The organism is Actinosynnema sp. NPDC037264, assembly GCF_055603705.1.
In genome coordinates, this window is record NZ_JBVJVK010000009.1 from 98,986 (window position 1) to 114,184 (window position 15,199).

18 protein-coding genes are annotated in these 15,199 nt (G+C 72.1%); 8 read left to right on the forward strand and 10 right to left on the reverse strand.

Annotated elements, in window-relative coordinates; translation table 11 throughout:
• Positions 1-7 precede the first annotated feature (7 nt).
• Positions 8-1,441 (forward strand): MinD/ParA family ATP-binding protein, encoded by a 1,434-nt coding sequence (locus tag ACZ7GX_RS13690; protein ID WP_498776354.1) that lies wholly within the window; start codon positions 8-10, stop codon positions 1,439-1,441.
• A gap of 37 nt (positions 1,442-1,478) precedes the next feature.
• Here ACZ7GX_RS13690 and ACZ7GX_RS13695 read toward each other — a convergent pair whose 3' ends face one another.
• Together ACZ7GX_RS13695 and ACZ7GX_RS13700 are read right to left on the reverse strand one after the other, a co-directional pair.
• A complete protein-coding gene (locus ACZ7GX_RS13695) occupies positions 1,479-1,658 on the reverse strand; it encodes a hypothetical protein (protein ID WP_053715371.1) in 180 nt (59 codons plus the stop codon).
• A 52-nt stretch (positions 1,659-1,710) separates the two neighbouring features.
• Complete coding sequence (locus ACZ7GX_RS13700; RefSeq protein ID WP_241828460.1) at positions 1,711-1,929, reverse strand: BldC family transcriptional regulator; 219 nt, start codon at positions 1,927-1,929, stop codon at positions 1,711-1,713.
• A 149-nt stretch (positions 1,930-2,078) separates the two neighbouring features.
• Between ACZ7GX_RS13700 and ACZ7GX_RS13705 the strand changes: the two genes are divergently transcribed.
• Entirely contained in the window at positions 2,079-2,546 is a 468-nt protein-coding gene (locus ACZ7GX_RS13705; protein ID WP_073886017.1) for an Lrp/AsnC family transcriptional regulator, read from the forward strand.
• A gap of 11 nt (positions 2,547-2,557) precedes the next feature.
• Positions 2,558-2,815 (forward strand): DUF4229 domain-containing protein, encoded by a 258-nt coding sequence (locus tag ACZ7GX_RS13710; protein ID WP_498776357.1) that lies wholly within the window; start codon positions 2,558-2,560, stop codon positions 2,813-2,815.
• A 4-nt stretch (positions 2,816-2,819) separates the two neighbouring features.
• Here ACZ7GX_RS13710 and ACZ7GX_RS13715 read toward each other — a convergent pair whose 3' ends face one another.
• Both ACZ7GX_RS13715 and ACZ7GX_RS13720 read right to left on the reverse strand, forming a co-directional pair.
• Complete coding sequence (locus ACZ7GX_RS13715) at positions 2,820-3,131, reverse strand: hypothetical protein (RefSeq protein ID WP_498776359.1); 312 nt, start codon at positions 3,129-3,131, stop codon at positions 2,820-2,822.
• Complete coding sequence (locus ACZ7GX_RS13720; protein WP_498776361.1) at positions 3,128-3,445, reverse strand: PadR family transcriptional regulator; 318 nt, start codon at positions 3,443-3,445, stop codon at positions 3,128-3,130. The genes ACZ7GX_RS13715 and ACZ7GX_RS13720 overlap by 4 nt, the downstream gene beginning before the upstream one ends.
• Between ACZ7GX_RS13720 and ACZ7GX_RS13725 the strand changes: the two genes are divergently transcribed.
• Complete coding sequence (locus ACZ7GX_RS13725; RefSeq protein ID WP_498776363.1) at positions 3,426-4,595, forward strand: aldo/keto reductase; 1,170 nt, start codon at positions 3,426-3,428, stop codon at positions 4,593-4,595. The two genes, ACZ7GX_RS13720 and ACZ7GX_RS13725, sit on opposite strands and share 20 nt — an antisense overlap.
• 33 nt (positions 4,596-4,628) lie before the next feature.
• Here ACZ7GX_RS13725 and ACZ7GX_RS13730 read toward each other — a convergent pair whose 3' ends face one another.
• A complete protein-coding gene (locus tag ACZ7GX_RS13730) occupies positions 4,629-5,621 on the reverse strand; it encodes an ADP-ribosylglycohydrolase family protein (RefSeq protein ID WP_498776365.1) in 993 nt (330 codons plus the stop codon).
• Between the two features lie 68 nt (positions 5,622-5,689).
• On the opposite strand from ACZ7GX_RS13730, the gene cds1 reads away from it, so the two are divergent.
• Both cds1 and ACZ7GX_RS13740 read left to right on the forward strand, forming a co-directional pair.
• Positions 5,690-6,739 carry an L-cysteine desulfhydrase Cds1 gene (gene cds1 / locus ACZ7GX_RS13735; RefSeq protein ID WP_498776367.1) on the forward strand — a complete coding sequence of 350 codons (1,050 nt, stop codon included), beginning with the start codon at positions 5,690-5,692 and terminating at the stop codon, positions 6,737-6,739.
• A 74-nt stretch (positions 6,740-6,813) separates the two neighbouring features.
• Positions 6,814-7,212 carry a hypothetical protein gene (locus tag ACZ7GX_RS13740; RefSeq protein WP_498776369.1) on the forward strand — a complete coding sequence of 133 codons (399 nt, stop codon included), beginning with the start codon at positions 6,814-6,816 and terminating at the stop codon, positions 7,210-7,212.
• A gap of 152 nt (positions 7,213-7,364) precedes the next feature.
• Here the strand turns inward: ACZ7GX_RS13740 and ACZ7GX_RS13745 are convergent, their stop codons facing one another.
• From ACZ7GX_RS13745 to ACZ7GX_RS13760, 4 genes are all read right to left on the reverse strand, one after another.
• A complete protein-coding gene (locus ACZ7GX_RS13745) occupies positions 7,365-8,237 on the reverse strand; it encodes a 1,4-dihydroxy-2-naphthoate polyprenyltransferase (RefSeq protein ID WP_498776371.1) in 873 nt (290 codons plus the stop codon).
• Between the two features lie 54 nt (positions 8,238-8,291).
• A complete protein-coding gene (locus ACZ7GX_RS13750) occupies positions 8,292-9,488 on the reverse strand; it encodes a DUF8814 domain-containing protein (RefSeq protein ID WP_498776373.1) in 1,197 nt (398 codons plus the stop codon).
• A 127-nt stretch (positions 9,489-9,615) separates the two neighbouring features.
• The gene (gene menE, locus ACZ7GX_RS13755; RefSeq protein ID WP_498776375.1) at positions 9,616-10,680 is read right to left on the reverse strand and encodes an o-succinylbenzoate--CoA ligase; all 1,065 of its coding nucleotides are present in this window, start codon (positions 10,678-10,680) and stop codon (positions 9,616-9,618) included.
• Positions 10,680-11,591 carry a 1,4-dihydroxy-2-naphthoyl-CoA synthase gene (locus tag ACZ7GX_RS13760; RefSeq protein WP_498776377.1) on the reverse strand — a complete coding sequence of 304 codons (912 nt, stop codon included), beginning with the start codon at positions 11,589-11,591 and terminating at the stop codon, positions 10,680-10,682. Before ACZ7GX_RS13760 ends, menE begins: the two co-directional genes overlap by 1 nt.
• 95 nt (positions 11,592-11,686) lie before the next feature.
• On the opposite strand from ACZ7GX_RS13760, the gene menD reads away from it, so the two are divergent.
• Together menD and ACZ7GX_RS13770 are read left to right on the forward strand one after the other, a co-directional pair.
• Complete coding sequence (menD, locus tag ACZ7GX_RS13765) at positions 11,687-13,309, forward strand: 2-succinyl-5-enolpyruvyl-6-hydroxy-3-cyclohexene-1-carboxylic-acid synthase (protein WP_498776379.1); 1,623 nt, start codon at positions 11,687-11,689, stop codon at positions 13,307-13,309.
• A 56-nt stretch (positions 13,310-13,365) separates the two neighbouring features.
• A complete protein-coding gene (locus ACZ7GX_RS13770; protein ID WP_498776381.1) occupies positions 13,366-14,862 on the forward strand; it encodes a M1 family metallopeptidase in 1,497 nt (498 codons plus the stop codon).
• A 64-nt stretch (positions 14,863-14,926) separates the two neighbouring features.
• On the opposite strand, the gene ACZ7GX_RS13775 is transcribed toward ACZ7GX_RS13770, so the two are convergent.
• Positions 14,927-15,145, reverse strand: coding sequence for a hypothetical protein (locus tag ACZ7GX_RS13775; RefSeq protein ID WP_498776383.1), 219 nt, complete (start codon positions 15,143-15,145; stop codon positions 14,927-14,929).
• Between the last annotated feature and the right edge of the window lie 54 nt (positions 15,146-15,199).

Below are 15,199 nucleotides of genomic sequence, written 5' to 3' on the forward strand. Positions count from 1 at the left end.
CCCAGCGGTGACCGGTCGCTACGAGAATCCTGAGCCGTCGTGGCAGCAGTCGACCGGAGCGGACGGGCAGCAGCCCAACCCGAACCAGTCGGGCGGCTACCAGGTCGAGCCGGGATCGGGTGCCCACTACGTCGACCCCCAGACCGTCTACCTCGACCCGGCGCAGTCCGGCCCGGTGACCGGCCCCCCGTCGGGCGGGTTCCCGGCGCAGGGCCAGCAGTCCGGGCCGTACCCGGTGCAGGGCCAGCAGTCGGGCCCCTACCCCGTGTCGGGTCAGCAGTCCGGGCCGTACCAGGTCTCGGGCCAGCAGTCCGGCGCGTACCAGGTCTCCGGGCAGCAGTCGGGCGCCTACCAGGTGGCGGGCGGCCAGTCGGGCGCCTACCAGGTCTCCGGCGGCCAGTCCGGCCCGTACCCCGGCCAGCCGGGACCGAACCAGTCGGGACCGCACCAGTACCAGGGCGGGTTCCCCAACAACTTCCCGCAGAGCGTCCAGCCGCAGCACCAGCAACCGCAGCGGGCGGCCAACGCCAACGACGTGTCCTCGCAGCAGTTGATCAAGCGCGCGAAGCGCAAGCCGCAGTCCGGCTGGCGCAAGACCGTGCACTCGGTCACCGGCGGTCTGGTCAACTTCGGCGAGAGCCCCGCGGACGTCCGCAGGCGTGAGCTGATCGGCCGGATCAACCAGCCGCTGCGCGGCTGCTACAAGATCGCCATGCTGAGCCTCAAGGGCGGCGTCGGCAAGACCACGACGACGACCACGCTCGGCTCGACGTTCTCCTCGCTGCGCGGCGACCGGGTCATCGCGGTGGACGCCAACCCCGACCGCGGCACGCTGGCGCTGAAGGTGCCCAGGGAGACCACGGCGACCGTGCGGCACCTGCTGCGCGACGCCTCGAAGATCACCCGGTACAGCGACGTGCGCGCGTACACCTCGCAGTCGCCCAGCCGGCTCGAGGTGCTGGCGTCGGAGCAGGACCCGGCGGTGTCGGAGGCGTTCAGCGACCTCGACTACCTGCGCACGATGGGGCTGCTGGAGCTCTTCTACAACATCGTGCTCACCGACTGCGGCACCGGCTTGATGCACTCGGCCATGAAGGGCGTGCTGGACCAGGCCGACTCGCTGGTGCTGGTGTCCTCAGGCTCGGTGGACGGCGCGCAGACCTCGGCGGCGACGCTGGACTGGCTGGACGCCCACGGCTACCGCGACCTGGTCGCGAAGTCCGTCGCGGTGATCAACTCGGTGCGGCCGGGCTCGGGCAAGGTCGACCTGGACAAGCTGGCCGCGCACTTCGCCCAGCGGTGCCGCGCCGTGGTGCGGATCCCGTTCGACACGCACCTGGAAGAGGGTGCGGAGATCGAGCTGGACAAGCTCGCACCGGACACCCGGCTCGCGCTGCTGGAGCTCGCCGCCACCGTGGCCGACGACTTCCCGAACAACTGACGCGACGAGGGGGCCTCGGTGCGAGGCCCCACCGTTGTCACTCTTCGTCGTCCGGCTTCTTCTTGCGCTGCTCACCGAGCTTGCGCAGGAAGTCCGGGTCGTCGTCCGGCGCCACGATCCGACGACTGGGGGCGGTATCGACCCGGTTCGGTCCGAACGCACGCCACAGCAGCACGGCGATGGTGAGCGCACCGATCACCGCGAGCAGGTAGAGCATGGTCGCCACCTCCTTTGCCACGAGATTACCCGTGTCGCGGAGGTGCACGTCGTCAGTGCCGAACCGGCTCCGTCGCCTCCGTGGTCAGCTGGGACAACAGCTGCTGCACCTCGGACTCCCGGAACCTGCGGTGCCCGCCCGGCGTGCGGATCGAGCCGATCCGACCGGCGGTGGCCCAGCGGGTGACCGTCTTCGGGTCGACCCGGAACAAGTTCGCGACCTCACCCGGTGTCAGCAGGCGTTCCCCCTGGTGTCCCTGCGTCACGGTCACGGCATCCTCCCCGATGGCGATCAGACGTACCGGACGCATCGTGGCACCCCACCCATCGGGTACTCGAACGCTTGGGTGATGGTAAAGAGGTAGTAAGGGACGAAGCACGCGGTTCGGACATCGAGGTCGGTGGGCCTACCCTGTGACCGGTGGACGCTCTTGATCGACAGATCATCGCCGCGCTGCGGGAGAACGGCCGGGCCACCTACGCCGACCTGGGGCGCAAGGTGGGCCTCTCGGCCTCCGCCGTGCACGAACGGGTCGGCAAGCTGGAAGCCACCGGCGTGATCGTCGGCTACCACGCGGTGGTCGACCCGAGCGCCGTCGGCCTCGGCGTGACCGCCCTGGTCAGCATCCACCCCACCGACACCGCGGACGACGACGAGCTGGCCGTCGCGCTGGCCGAGCTGGTCGAGGTCGAGTCGTGCTACCGGGTGGCCGGCGACGAGTCGTTCATCGTGAAGGTGCGGGTCGCCACGGTGGACGACCTGGAACGCTCGCTCGGCCGGCTGCGGCGCATCCAGGGCGTCGCGCGCACGCGCACCACGGTGGTGCTGTCCACCCGGTTCGAGGGCCGTCCGAACACCGCGGCGGCCGGTCCCGCGGACGACGCGTAACCTGGGTAACCGTGCACCTGGGTCGTGATGTGACGCTCTACATCGGCGCGCGCCTTGGCATGGTCGCCGCGGTCACCGCGCTGCTCGTGCTCGTGAACGTGCCGCTGCTGGTCGCCCTCGCGGTGGGCGTGGTGGTGGCCCTGCCGCTGTCGCTGTTCGTGTTCGGCGGGTTGCGCAAGCGGGTCGCGCAGGGCCTCGAGGAGAAGCAGGCGGTGCGCCGCGCCGAACGCGAGAAGCTGCGCGCCCAGTTGCGCGGCGACGCCGCCTAGCGCCTCACAGCACCAGCAGGATCGCCCCGCCGAGGTTGGCCAGCACCATCACGGCCAGCACGGCGCCGATGTTCGTGCTCTCGCGCAGCCGCAGGGCCAGCGCCAGCGGGCCGATCGGCAGCAGCACCGGCTTGCGCTCCCGGTTCGCGATGCGGGCCGCGCCGAACGCCACGCCGAGCGGGTTCAGGCCCAGCTCCCGCGCGCCCTCGACGTCGGCGCGCCACTGCTCCAGGTAGCGGTCCCGTTGCTCGCGCCGCAGCCGCAGGGCGGCGGCTCGGACCACGGCGAGGGCCAGTCGGGTCGTGAGTCTGCTCATCGGGCGACCTCCGGTCGGGTGACGGGCTTGGCCTTCGTTCGGCTCGCGGCCTTCGCGCACACCTTGAGCGCCTCCTGGGCGCCTTCGGGCGTGAGCACGTACATCCGGCGGCGCGGGCCCCGGCGTTCGCTGTCGTCGTCCCACGACGAGGTGACCCACCCGGCCCGTTCCAGGCGGTCGAGCAGCGGGTAGACGCTGCCGGACGGGCGCCCGGTCAGCTTGATGATCTCCAGGCCCCAGCGCGGCTGGTCGCTCCCGAGGAGCACCTCCAGCACGTCGACGGTGGCGCCTCCGATGCGTGCGAGCGGTTCCACGCCTCAAGCCTACCTATGTAGATTAAGGGTTGTCCACCGGGCGGTCCGCCCGTCGTCCCGGACGGTCCGGCTCGGCGGCGAATCGGCGCGGGATTCCCGCCGGGAATTGGCCCGGTCCCCGGCCGCGACCCGTGCCACTGTTCGACCCGTGCAACGGCGATTCCTCGGAAGAACCGGGCTCGAGGTCAGCGAACTCGCGCTCGGCACCATGACCTTCGGCAGCCAGACCGACGAGCCGACCGCCCACCGGATCCTCGACGACTTCACCGCCGCGGGCGGCACCTTCGTCGACACCGCCGACACCTACCAGCACGGCGGTTCGGAGCAGATCCTCGGCAGCTGGCTGCGCTCGCGGAACCGCGACGACCTGGTGATCGCCACCAAGGCGTACGGGGAGATGGCTGCCGGCGCACCGGTGAACGGCGCCGGCCGCAAGCACCTGGTGCGGGCCGTGGAGGCGAGCCTCCGGCGGCTCGGCACCGACTACGTCGACCTCTACCAGATCCACGTCTTCGACGACGCCACCCCGATCGAGGAGACCCTGTCCACCCTCGACCGACTGGTCGGCAGCGGCAAGGTGCGATTCGTCGGCGCCAGCAACTACACCGGCTGGCAGCTGCAGAAGTCGATCGACCTCGCCCGTCACCACGGCTGGGAGCCGTTCGTCAGCCTGCAACCGCTCTACAACCTGCTCGACCGCGACGTGGAGCTCGAACTGCTGCCGATCTGCCGCAACGAGGGCCTCGGCCTGATCCCGTGGAGCCCGCTCGGCGGCGGCCGGCTGACCGGCAAGTACACCCGCGAGATGACCGAGGCCCCGGCCGGCACCAGGCTGGCCGATCGGCGGCAGTCGGTGCACGAGGACGCGACCGAGGGCACCTGGCAGGTCGTGGAGGCGGTCTCGACCGTGGCCGCCGAGGTCGGGAGGACGCCGTCCCAGGTCGCCCTGCGCTGGCTGCTCCAGCGGCCCGGGGTGACCGCCCCGATCATCGGGGTCCGGACGCCGGAGCAGCTCCGGGACAACCTCGGCGCCACCGGCTGGTCGCTCGACGACGACCGGCTGGAGCGCCTGACCGACGTCAGCAGCCGGCCGTTGCCCTACCCGTACGGCCTGCAGCGCCTGCCGCAGTTCGTGCGCCGGCCGTCCTGATCGGAGCGGACGGGTCCGCGGCGGCGCGTCCGGTCACCGCGCGAACGCCACCGCCGCGTCGTCGGCCAGGCGCTCGATCACGTCCCGCAGCTCCAGCGCCTCCAGCCAGTGCCCCGGGATGGCCTCGACGCCGTCCCGGGCGCCGAGCAGGTTCCCGCACAGCGCGCCGGTCGAGTCGCTGTCCCCGGAGTGGTTGACCGCGAGCAGCAGCCCGTCGGCCAGGTCGCGCGCGGCCAGCGCGGTCAGCACCGCGATCGCCAGCGCCTCCTCGCCGACCCACCCGCCGCCCAACGCCGTCTCGATCACCTCGGGCGTCGGCCGCACGCCGCCGACGCCCAGCTCGACGGCGAGGTCCAGCAGGGCCAGCTGCTCCTCGTGGCCGTCCCACCTGATCAGCTCGGCGCGGGCCACCTCGATCGCGGCCGGCAGCGGCGCGCCCGCCAGCAGCTGCCCCACGAGCACGGCCAGCACGCCCGCGGACAGGTAGCCGCTGGGGTGGCCGTGGGTCAGCGCGCCGGTCGCGGCGGCCAGCTCGAACACCTCGCGCACGTCGTCGGACCACAACGCCACCGGCGCCGCGCGCATCACCGCGCCGCAGCCCTTGGAGTCGTTGATCGGCGCGTCCACCGTGCCCAGCACGCCCGAGCGCAACGCGGTCAGGCACGTGTTGCCGGGCGCGCGCAGGTCGTGCAGCTCGGGCACGTCCAGCAGCCACCCGTCCGGTCTGACCTCCGGGCCGCCCTGCGTGCGCAGCCACCGCGCGTACGCCACCCGCACCTCGTGCACCGGGTCGCTGCCGCGCTTGCGGGCCAGCAGCAGGCCTTCCAGCGTGAACAGGGTCATCTGCGTGTCGTCGGTGATCGCGCCGAGCCGGCCGTAGGCGGGCGCGTAGTCGGTGAGGCCCGATGGACCGAACCGGCCCCGGATGCGGTCGATCCGGTCGAACTCGATCGAACCGCCGAGCGCGTCGCCGACGGCGCCGGCGAGGAGGCTGCCGCGGAGTGGGCCGATCGGAAGTGAGGTCACGTCGCAGAAGTTATCGTGCCGGCGTGACGACTTCGGTAGACCGATGTAGCTCCCGGACCAGGGAATGGGTGTGCGAGGCCGTCCGCATCATCGAAGCGGACGCCAACCGCAGCGCCGACACGCACCTGCTGCACTTCCCCCTCCCACCGGAGTGGGGCATCGACCTGTACTTGAAGGACGAGTCGACCCACCCCACCGGCTCGCTCAAGCACCGGCTCGCGCGCTCGCTGTTCCTCTACGCGATCTGCAACGGCTGGGTGGTCGGCGGCACGCCCGTGATCGAGGCGTCGTCCGGCTCCACGGCGGTGTCGGAGGCGTACTTCGCGCGCCTGCTCGGGTTGCCGTTCATCGCGGTGATGCCCCGTTCCACCAGCCAGGAGAAGGTGACGCTGATCGAGCGCCAGGGCGGGCGGTGCCACTTCGTCGACGAGCCGGGCGCGATCTACGACGAGTCCCGGCGGCTCGCGGCCGAGCTGAACGGGCACTTCATGGACCAGTTCACGCACGCCGAGCGGGCGACGGACTGGCGCGGCAACAACAACATCGCCGAGTCGGTGTTCCAGCAGATGGCGCTGGAGTCCGCGCCCGAGCCGGAGTGGGTCGTGGTGGGTGCGGGCACCGGCGGCACGAGCGCCACCATCGGCCGCTACATCCACTACCGGAAGCTGCGGACCCGGTTGGCCGTGGTGGACCCGGAGCACTCGGTGTTCTTCGACGCGTGGCGCGACGGGAGCCCGTCGTTGACCGGGACGCGCGGGTCGCGGATCGAGGGCATCGGGCGACCGCGGGTGGAGCCGTCGTTCATCGGCAACGTGATCGACCGGATGATCAAGGTCCCGGACGCGGCGTCGGTGGCGACGATCCGGCACGTCGAGGACGTGCTCGGGCGGCGCGTGGGCGGGTCGACCGGCACGAACCTGTGGGGCGCGTTCCAGCTGATCGCGGAGATGCGGGCGTCGCGGTTGCGCGGGAGCGTCGTGACGCTGCTGTGCGACGGCGGCGAGCGGTACGCGCACACGTACTACGACGACGAGTGGGTGGCCGCGCAGGGCATGGACCTGGAACCGCACCTGGCCGCGTTGGCGAGGTTCCGCTCGACCGGCATGTGGGGCCGGTGATTCCTGCTTTCATGGGAACGCGCGGGGCGTGCCGTGCGTCGCAGCGGGGATCGGCGCGTGGGAAGGGGTGTGCGGTGAGCGCGTGGCGGACGGCGGAGGTGCTCACGGCGGAGGACGTGCTGGCCAGGTCGGTCGCCGATGCCGACAAGGCGATGCGCGAGGCGGCGAAGCTGCGGTACCCGCAGCGCGAGCCGTCGGCCGACGACGTGCGCCGGGTGATGCAGTACGCGAAGTCGAACGCGGCGACGCCGGAGCTGCAGGCGTTGCAGCGCCGGATCGCGGGCGGCTACCTGAGCTGGCGCCAGGTGCTCATGGGCGAGGCCGCCGACGACCGCGGCGTGAAGGCGGCGCTGGAGGCGGACCGCGACGCCCTGGCCGCGCTGTGCCGCGGCGAGGAACCACGCGTCGAACCGCCGAAGCCCGCACCGCGTGACGACGACGAGCCGATGACGTTCACCGAGGACGCCTGGTAGCGGGCGAGCACTGGCGCGAGCACACCGAGGGCGCGACCACGCCCGCGCGCAGCGATCCGAACAGCCTCAGCCCGCGCACCCGACCGGTCTGGCGCCCGGAGCGCGGGCAGCGCGCCCCGGTGGTCCAGGACCGGCCAGGAATGGGCCAGGGCTCAGCCCAGCACCAGCGCGGCGGGCACGGCGATGCCCCACACCAGCATCGCCAGGCCCGTGTCGCGCAGCACGGGGATCAGGTCGCGGCCCTTGCTGCCGTTCAGCACCCGTCGCGCGCCCAGGACGACCAGCGGCAGGGCCAGGAAGCCGATCAGGGCCAGCGGCACGCGCAGGCCGATCGCCAGCGTGATCAGGAACGGGATCGAGACCAGGGCGAGGTAGAGCCTTCGGGAGTCGCGGTCGCCCAGGGTGGAGGCCAGCGTCCGCTTGCCCGCCTGGATGTCGGTGGGGATGTCGCGCAGGCTGTTCGCGATCATCACGCCGGTCGAGAACGCGCCCATGGCGACCGCGCCGCCGATGCCGATGCCGGTGACCTCACCGGTCTGCACGTACAGCGTGCCGAGCACCGCCGCCGGCCCGAAGAACAGGAACACGGCCAGCTCGCCGAGACCCGAGTACCCGTACGGCTTGCGGCCACCGGTGTAGAACCACGCCGCCGCGATGCACACCGCGCCGAACGCCACCATCCAGTACCGGCCCGACAGCACCACCAGCACCAGGCCCGCCACCGCGGCCACGCCCAGCGCCGCGAACGCCGCCGTGCGCACCGCACGCGGATCGGCCGCACCCGAGCCGACCAGCCGGAACGGGCCGACGCGGTTCGCGTCCGTTCCCCGGATGCCGTCGGAGTAGTCGTTGGCGTAGTTCACACCGACCTGCAACGCCACCGCCACCACGAGCGCCAGCGCCGCCCGGGTCAGGTCGAAGCCGTCGATGTGGTGCGCGGCGCCCGCGCCGACCAGCACCGGCGCGATCGAGTTCGGCAGCGTGCGGGGGCGGGTCCCCGATACCCACTGGGCGACTGTGGCCATGCCGGACATCCTCCGACATGGTGAACGGGGACCCGCTCCCGGGTGGTCGCGTGATCAGCAGGCGGTGGCGCCCGACACGCCCGACACGTACGCCCGGGCGACGAACTTGCCCGTCGCGATCCGGAACCAGATGTTCGAGGTGCCCTGCGAGCCCGTCACGGACTGGCCGGTGACCTGGCACTCGACCCGCACCTGCGCGTAGTTCGCGGCCAAGCCGACCTGCGAGGCCGTCGACGTCGCGCCGCTGCGCACGTTCAGCGGGTCGCCCGCGGTGCGGACGAAGCCCGCCGGGCCCGAACCGGTCCACTGGTAGGTGACGGTGACCCACGCGTTGTCGGTCAGCTTCAGACCGTCCCAGAACGTGCCGTCGGCCAGGTCGATGCCCGCCGGGTTGGCCACGGTGCGGCCGAACTGGTCCTTGCCGCCGTTGTAGCCGTCCTGGTAGGCGGCCTGCGCCTCGGGCTTGCCCTGGGGCAGGTCCTTCCACATCTCCCGGGTGGCCGACGGGTTCCAGTAGTCGTCCTTGGTGTTCCACGGGCCGACGTCCCACACCGGCGCCCACTCGCAGCGGCCGTTCGACGCGCACACCCGCACGCTGTACGTGCCGGTGCCCTTGGCCGACAGGCCGCGCCGCGACGGCAGGGCGACGAAGTGGTCCCGGCTGACGATCACGTGCCCGTTCGCGGTCGTGCCGCCGACCAGGCCCTCACGGGTCGCGTAGACCCGGTAGGACAGGCCCGCGGCCTGCGCGACGACCCCCGACGCGGCGGTCGTCGTGAACGCCCGCAGGTCCACCTGGCTCACGGCGGGCGACGCCTTCTCGGCCGTCAGCGCCAACCGGACCTGCACGGTGGTGACGGAGGTCGGCAGCACGGCTGGCGCGTCGGGACGCGCCTCGACCCACTCGGTCCACTGCTCGTCGCCGACCGCGCCGCGCACGTCGACGGCGACCTCCGCGCCGGCGGGGACGCTGCTCTTCACGGTCGCGGCGACGGCGTTGACCGGCGCGTCGAACGTCCGCGGTTCGAGTTGCAGGAACCCGGTGCGGATGGCGGCCCGCGCGCTCGCGGGCGTCGGTGCGGCGCGGTCGAGCCGCACCGCGCCGTCGTGCGTCGTGACGCCGTTGTCGTCGGCGTCCACTGTGGACAGGTCGGCTCGCCACTCGACGTCGGCCGCGGCCGCGGCGGGCGACGCGAGCCCGGCGGTCAGGACGGTGGCGACGGCGAGCGGTATCAGGTAGCGCCTGGTCATCGCAGCACTCCTCGTCCGGGCGCGCGGTGCGGTGGTGACCGCGGCAGGGCCGCGCGCCTCGGCGCTGCGAGCCAATCGCCTGGCGTGGTTAGCTGTCAACCAACAATCTTGCTAATAAGACAGAAACTCACCCAAACGAGCTAGCGACCGCCCTCCGATCGACCTTGCCGGGTCCGCGCGACGGCAGCTCCGCCACGAACACGACCCGCTTCGGCATGGCGAACCGCCCCACCACGTCGCCGACCGCCGCGCACAGCTCGTCCACGTCGGGCGGTTCATCCGGATTTTCCGGCACCACGGCCGCCGCCACCACTTGGCCCCACTCGGGATCGGCCAGCCCCACCACGCACGCCTCCCGCACGCCGGGCTGGGCCGTCAGCACCCGTTCGACCCTGGTGGGGGCGATGTTCTCGCCGCCGCTGATGATCACGTCGTCGGCCCGGCCGAGCACCTCCACCGTGCCGTCGGCGCGGACGCGGCCGAGGTCGCCGGTGCGGAACCAGTCGCCGAACGGCTCGCCGCCCTGGTAACCCAGCGCCAGCACCGGGCCGCCGACCTCGATCCGGCCGTCGACCAGCCGCACGCGCACGCCGTCCAGCGGCAGCCCGTCGTAGACGCAGCCGCCGGACGTCTCGCTCATCCCGTAGGTGGTGACCACCCGGACGCCGAGCTGCCGCGAGCGTTCGAGGAGGGTGGGCGGGGTGGCCGCACCGCCGATCAGCACGGCGTCGAACTGCCGTGCGGCGGCCAGCCCCGGGCCGTCGGCAGCCACCAGGCGGGCCAGCTGCGTCGGCACGAGGGCGGTGTAGTGCCGTCCCGGCGTGGCCAGCACCGGCCGGGACGCCACGGCGAAGTCGGCGGCGCGGAAACCGGGGGCCAGGTCCATCACGCCCGGCTCGACGCCCGCCACGACCGACCGCACCAGCACCTGGATGCCCGCGATGTGCGTGGTCGGCAGGGCGAGCAGCCACCGGCCGGGCCCGCCGAGGCGGGCGTGGGTCAGCTCGGCGGACGTGGTGAGCGCGTCCGCGCCGAGCAGCACGGTCTTCGGCTCGCCGGTGGAGCCCGACGTCGTGACCGCGAGCGCGGCTCCGGTCTCCCAACCGCGCAACGGCGGCAGGTCCCCGGGCTGTGCCGTCACCGGGCCGCCGCCGGAGGTCAGCGCGGCCCTCAGCTGGTCGAGGGTGACCATCAGTAGAAGTAGGGGTAGTCGGACCAGTCCGGCGGGCGCTTCTCCAGGAAGGCGTCCCGGCCTTCCACCGCCTCGTCGGTCATGTACGCCAGGCGCGTGGTCTCGCCCGCGAAGATCTGCTGCCCGACCAGGCCGTCGTCGATCAGGTTGAACGCGTACTTCAGCATCCGCTGCGCCGTCGGCGACTTGCCGTTGATCTCCTTGGCCCACTCCAGCGCCGTGGACTCCAGCTCGGCGTGCGGCACGACCGCGTTCACCGCGCCCATCCTGTGCATTTCCTCGGCGGAGTAGGTCCGGCCGAGGAAGAAGATCTCGCGGGCGAACTTCTGGCCGACCTGCCGGGCCAGGTACGCCGAGCCGTAGCCGCCGTCGAAGCTGCCGACGTCGGCGTCGGTCTGCTTGAACCTCGCGTGCTCGGCGCCGGCCAGCGTGAGGTCGCACACCACGTGCAGGCTGTGCCCGCCGCCGGCCGCCCAGCCGGGCACGACCGCGATGACGACCTTCGGCATGAACCGGATCAGGCGCTGGCACTCCAGGATGTGCAGCCTGCCCGCGCGGGCCGGGTCGATGGTCTCCGCCGTCTCGCCCGACGCGTACTGGTAGCCGCTGCGCCCGCGGATGCGCTGGTCGCCGCCCGAGCAGAAGGCCCAGCCGCCGTCACGCGGCGACGGGCCGTTGCCGGTGAGCAGGACGCAGCCGACGTCCGAGCTCATCCGGGCGTGGTCCAGCGCGCGGTACAGCTCGTCGACCGTGTGCGGCCGGAACGCGTTGCGCACCTCGGGCCGGTCGAACGCGATGCGCACCGTGCCCTGGTCGACCGCGCGGTGGTAGGTGATGTCGGTGAAGTCGAACCCCTCGACCGCCTTCCAGCGGGCGGGGTCGAACAGCTCGGAAACGTCCTGATCTGCCACGCCAGGGACAATAGGCCCGCGCCGCGGCTGAGAGGCGGTCCGGTCCGGCTCAGCGCGTGGAATCACCTGGTCGCGGGCTGAGCGACAATGTGCGGGTGAACCCGTCCACCGCGCAGGCCAGGGTGCTCGTCGACGAGCTGATCCGCAACGACGTCCGGCACGTCGTGCTGAGCCCCGGATCGCGCAACGCGCCGCTGTCCTTCGCCCTGCACGAGGCAGCCGCGGCCGGCCGGCTCACCCTGCACGTCCGCGTGGACGAGCGCACCGCGGGCTTCCTCGCCCTCGGCCTGGCCAAGGGCGGCGGCGAGGTCACCGCCGTCACCTGCACGTCCGGCACCGCCGTGGCGAACCTGCACCCCGCCGTGCTGGAGGCCCGGCACGCGGGCGTCGGCGTCATCGCGCTCACCGCGGACCGACCCGTCGAGCTCTACCGCACGGGCGCCAGCCAGACCGTGGACCAGCAGCGCGTCTTCGGCCTGGACACGCTCCAGTTCCCCATCGCCGAACGCCGGGAGAACCAGAACGGCCTGTGGCGCTCGCTGGTGTGCCGCGCCGTCGCCACCGCGCGCGACCAGGGCCCGGTGCACGTCAACGTCCCGTTCCGCGAGCCGTTGGTGCCCGACGGCGACGACGACTGGCCGGAGAGCCTGGACGGCCGCCCGTTCGACATGCCGTGGACCCGCGCGGCCCGCCGCACGACCACCTCCACGCACGTCGCCGACCACCTCGGCCCGCGCACCCTGGTGATCGTCGGCGACACCGAGCACGACCTCTCCGACCTGGCCGAACGCGCCGGTTGGCCGGTCGTCGCCGAACCCACCGGCCACGGCCTGCGCCACGGCTCGCTCCTGCTCAACGCGGGCGGGTTGCCCGACCACCTCGTGCCGCAGGCCGTGGTCGTCGTCGGCCGCGCCACCCTCTCCCGCGGCGTGCTCAAGCTCATCGCGCGGACCCCGGTCGTGCACGTGCTGTCCGACGAGCTCGACTGGCCGGACCCGCAGTTCACCGCCACGCACACGTCGACCGACCTGGTCCTGGGCGAGCACGACGTGGACGACGACTGGCTCACCGCCTGGCAGCACGCGGACAAGGCGGTCGCCGACGTGGTGGACGGCCTGCTGGCGGAGGAGCCCTGGCCGACCGGCCTGCACGTGGCCCGCGACCTGGTCGCCGCGCTGCCGCCGGGCGCGAACCTGTTCCTCGGCTCGTCCAACCCGGTCCGCGACGTCGACCTGGTCGCCGGGCCGCGCCGCGACGTGCGCACCTACGCCAACCGGGGCGTGGCAGGCATCGACGGCAGCGTCTCCACCGCCGCCGGCATCGCGCTCACCCGCGGCCCGACCTACGCCCTGATCGGCGACCTGACGTTCCTGCACGACGCGAACGGCCTGCTGATCGGTCCCGGCGAGCCGCGACCCGACCTGACGGTCGTCGTGCTCAACGACGACGGCGGCGGCATCTTCGCGTTGCTGGAGCAGGGCGCGAAAGAGCACGAGCGGACCTTCGAACGCGTTTTCGGCACGCCCCACGGCGTCGACCTGAAGTCGCTGTGCGCGGCGCACCACGTGCCGCACACCGAAGCCTCGACACCGGACCAGCTGAGACGAGCGCTCGACCGGCCGAGCGGAATCCGGGTGGTGGAAATCCGGGCGGAACGCCACGAATTGCGCGATCTGCACCGACGGTTGAAGGACGCCGTGTCAACCGCATTCCAATAGTGGGAATCCTACCGACGGGGGTACAGCCCGCCGGTGGCCGCGACTAGCTTCGCCGCATGTCCCTGAGAGCGAAGCTGACCCTCGGTACCGCCGCCGCGGCGTCCCTGCTCCTGCTGGCCGGCACGGCGACGGCGGCCGAGCCGGGAGCACCCGGCATCGGCGACCCGTACTACCCGAATGCGGGCAACGGCGGGTACGACGTTTCCCATTACGACATCAGGCTCAACTACCGGCCCGGTGACGACACCCTTTCCGGCACCACGACGATCCTGGCCAAAACCACCCAGGACCTGAGCCGGTTCAACCTGGACTTCCTGTTGAAGGTCAGTTCGGTCCGGGTGAACAACAAGGTCGCCGCGTTCTCGCAGTCCGGCGGCGAGCTCGTGGTCGACCCGCGCGGCACGCTGCGCGAGGGCTCGAACGTGACGGTCGTCGTCACGTACTCCGACGTGCCCTCCACGCACGCCGTGGACGGCTACACGTCGTGGAAGCGGACGCCGGACGGCGCGCTGGCCATCGACCAGCCCGACATCGCGCCGTGGTGGTTCCCGAGCAACAACCACCCGACCGACAAGGCGAAGTTCGACATCTCGGTGGCCGTGCCCACCGGCGTCGAGGTGATCTCCAACGGCACGTTCGGCGGCACCGCCCAGCAGATCAACGGCTGGACCCGCTGGCGCTACCGCAGCCTGGAGCCGATGGCCACCTACCTGGCGTTCATCGCGATCGGCCAGTTCGAGATCCGCCAGTCGACCGCGCCGAACGGTCAGCCGGTGCTCAACGCCTACTCGGAGCGGCTCGGCGCGGACTACGGCGCGGCCGTGGCCAGCATCGAGCGCACGCCCGAGGTGACGGAGTTCCTCGAGACGCAGTTCGGGCCGTACCCGTTCGAGGCGCAGGGCGGCGTGGCGACGCCGGGCATCGGCTTCGCGCTGGAGAACCAGACCCGCTCGACCTACGACACCGCGTTCTTCCGCCGCGGCGCGAACACCTACGTCGTGGCGCACGAGGTCGGGCACCAGTGGTTCGGCGACTCGGTGTCGGTGCAGGGCTGGAAGGACATCTGGCTGAACGAGGGTTTCGCCAGCTACGCGGAGTGGCTGTGGTCCGAGCACGTCGGCGAGGGCACGGTCCAGGAGAACTCGGACTTCGTCTACGCCTCCTACCCGGCCGACAGCCCGTTCTGGCAGGTCCTGCCCGGTGACCCGGGCGCGTCGAACCAGTTCCACAGCGCCGTGTACGACCGCGGCGCGCTCACCGTGCACGCGTTGCGCGGCGAGATCGGCGACGAGGCGTTCTTCGAGCTGCTGCGGGAGTGGCCGGCGGCGAAGCGCAACGGCAACGCGACGACGGACGAGTTCATCGCGTTCGCCGAGGCGCTGTCCGGCAAGCAGCTCGACGAGCTGTTCCAGACCTGGCTGTTCACGCCGGGCAAGCCGGCGGTCGCGCCGGGCGCGGCCGGTTTCGCGGCACGTGCCGCGACCGTGACCGAGCCGAAGTCGTTCAAGAAGATCCAGGAGACGCGCGAGCTGCTCGCGGGTCACCAGCACTGAGCAAGTCGAACGTCACACGCGGGGCCGTCCTCGACCCGGGGGCGGCCCCACGTGCGTCCACCTTTCAAGCCTCGCCCGATCGCAACCTGCGCAACGCTTCCGTGCTCGTCCGGCTCAGGTTCTCCAGGCCCCGCTCGGTGAAGATCAGCTCCAGGGCGAACGAGCGCTTGCCGCCGAACTTGAACTGGGCCTCCCCTTCCTCCGCGTCCAACTCGCAGACGATGTCGCAGTCGTCGTCGACCTTCACCCACGCCTCGACGTCCGTACCGCCGGCACTGATCACGGGCACCTCCTGGTCTTACTGTCCGTTGCCGTCCGTTACTATCCGTGTGAGCCC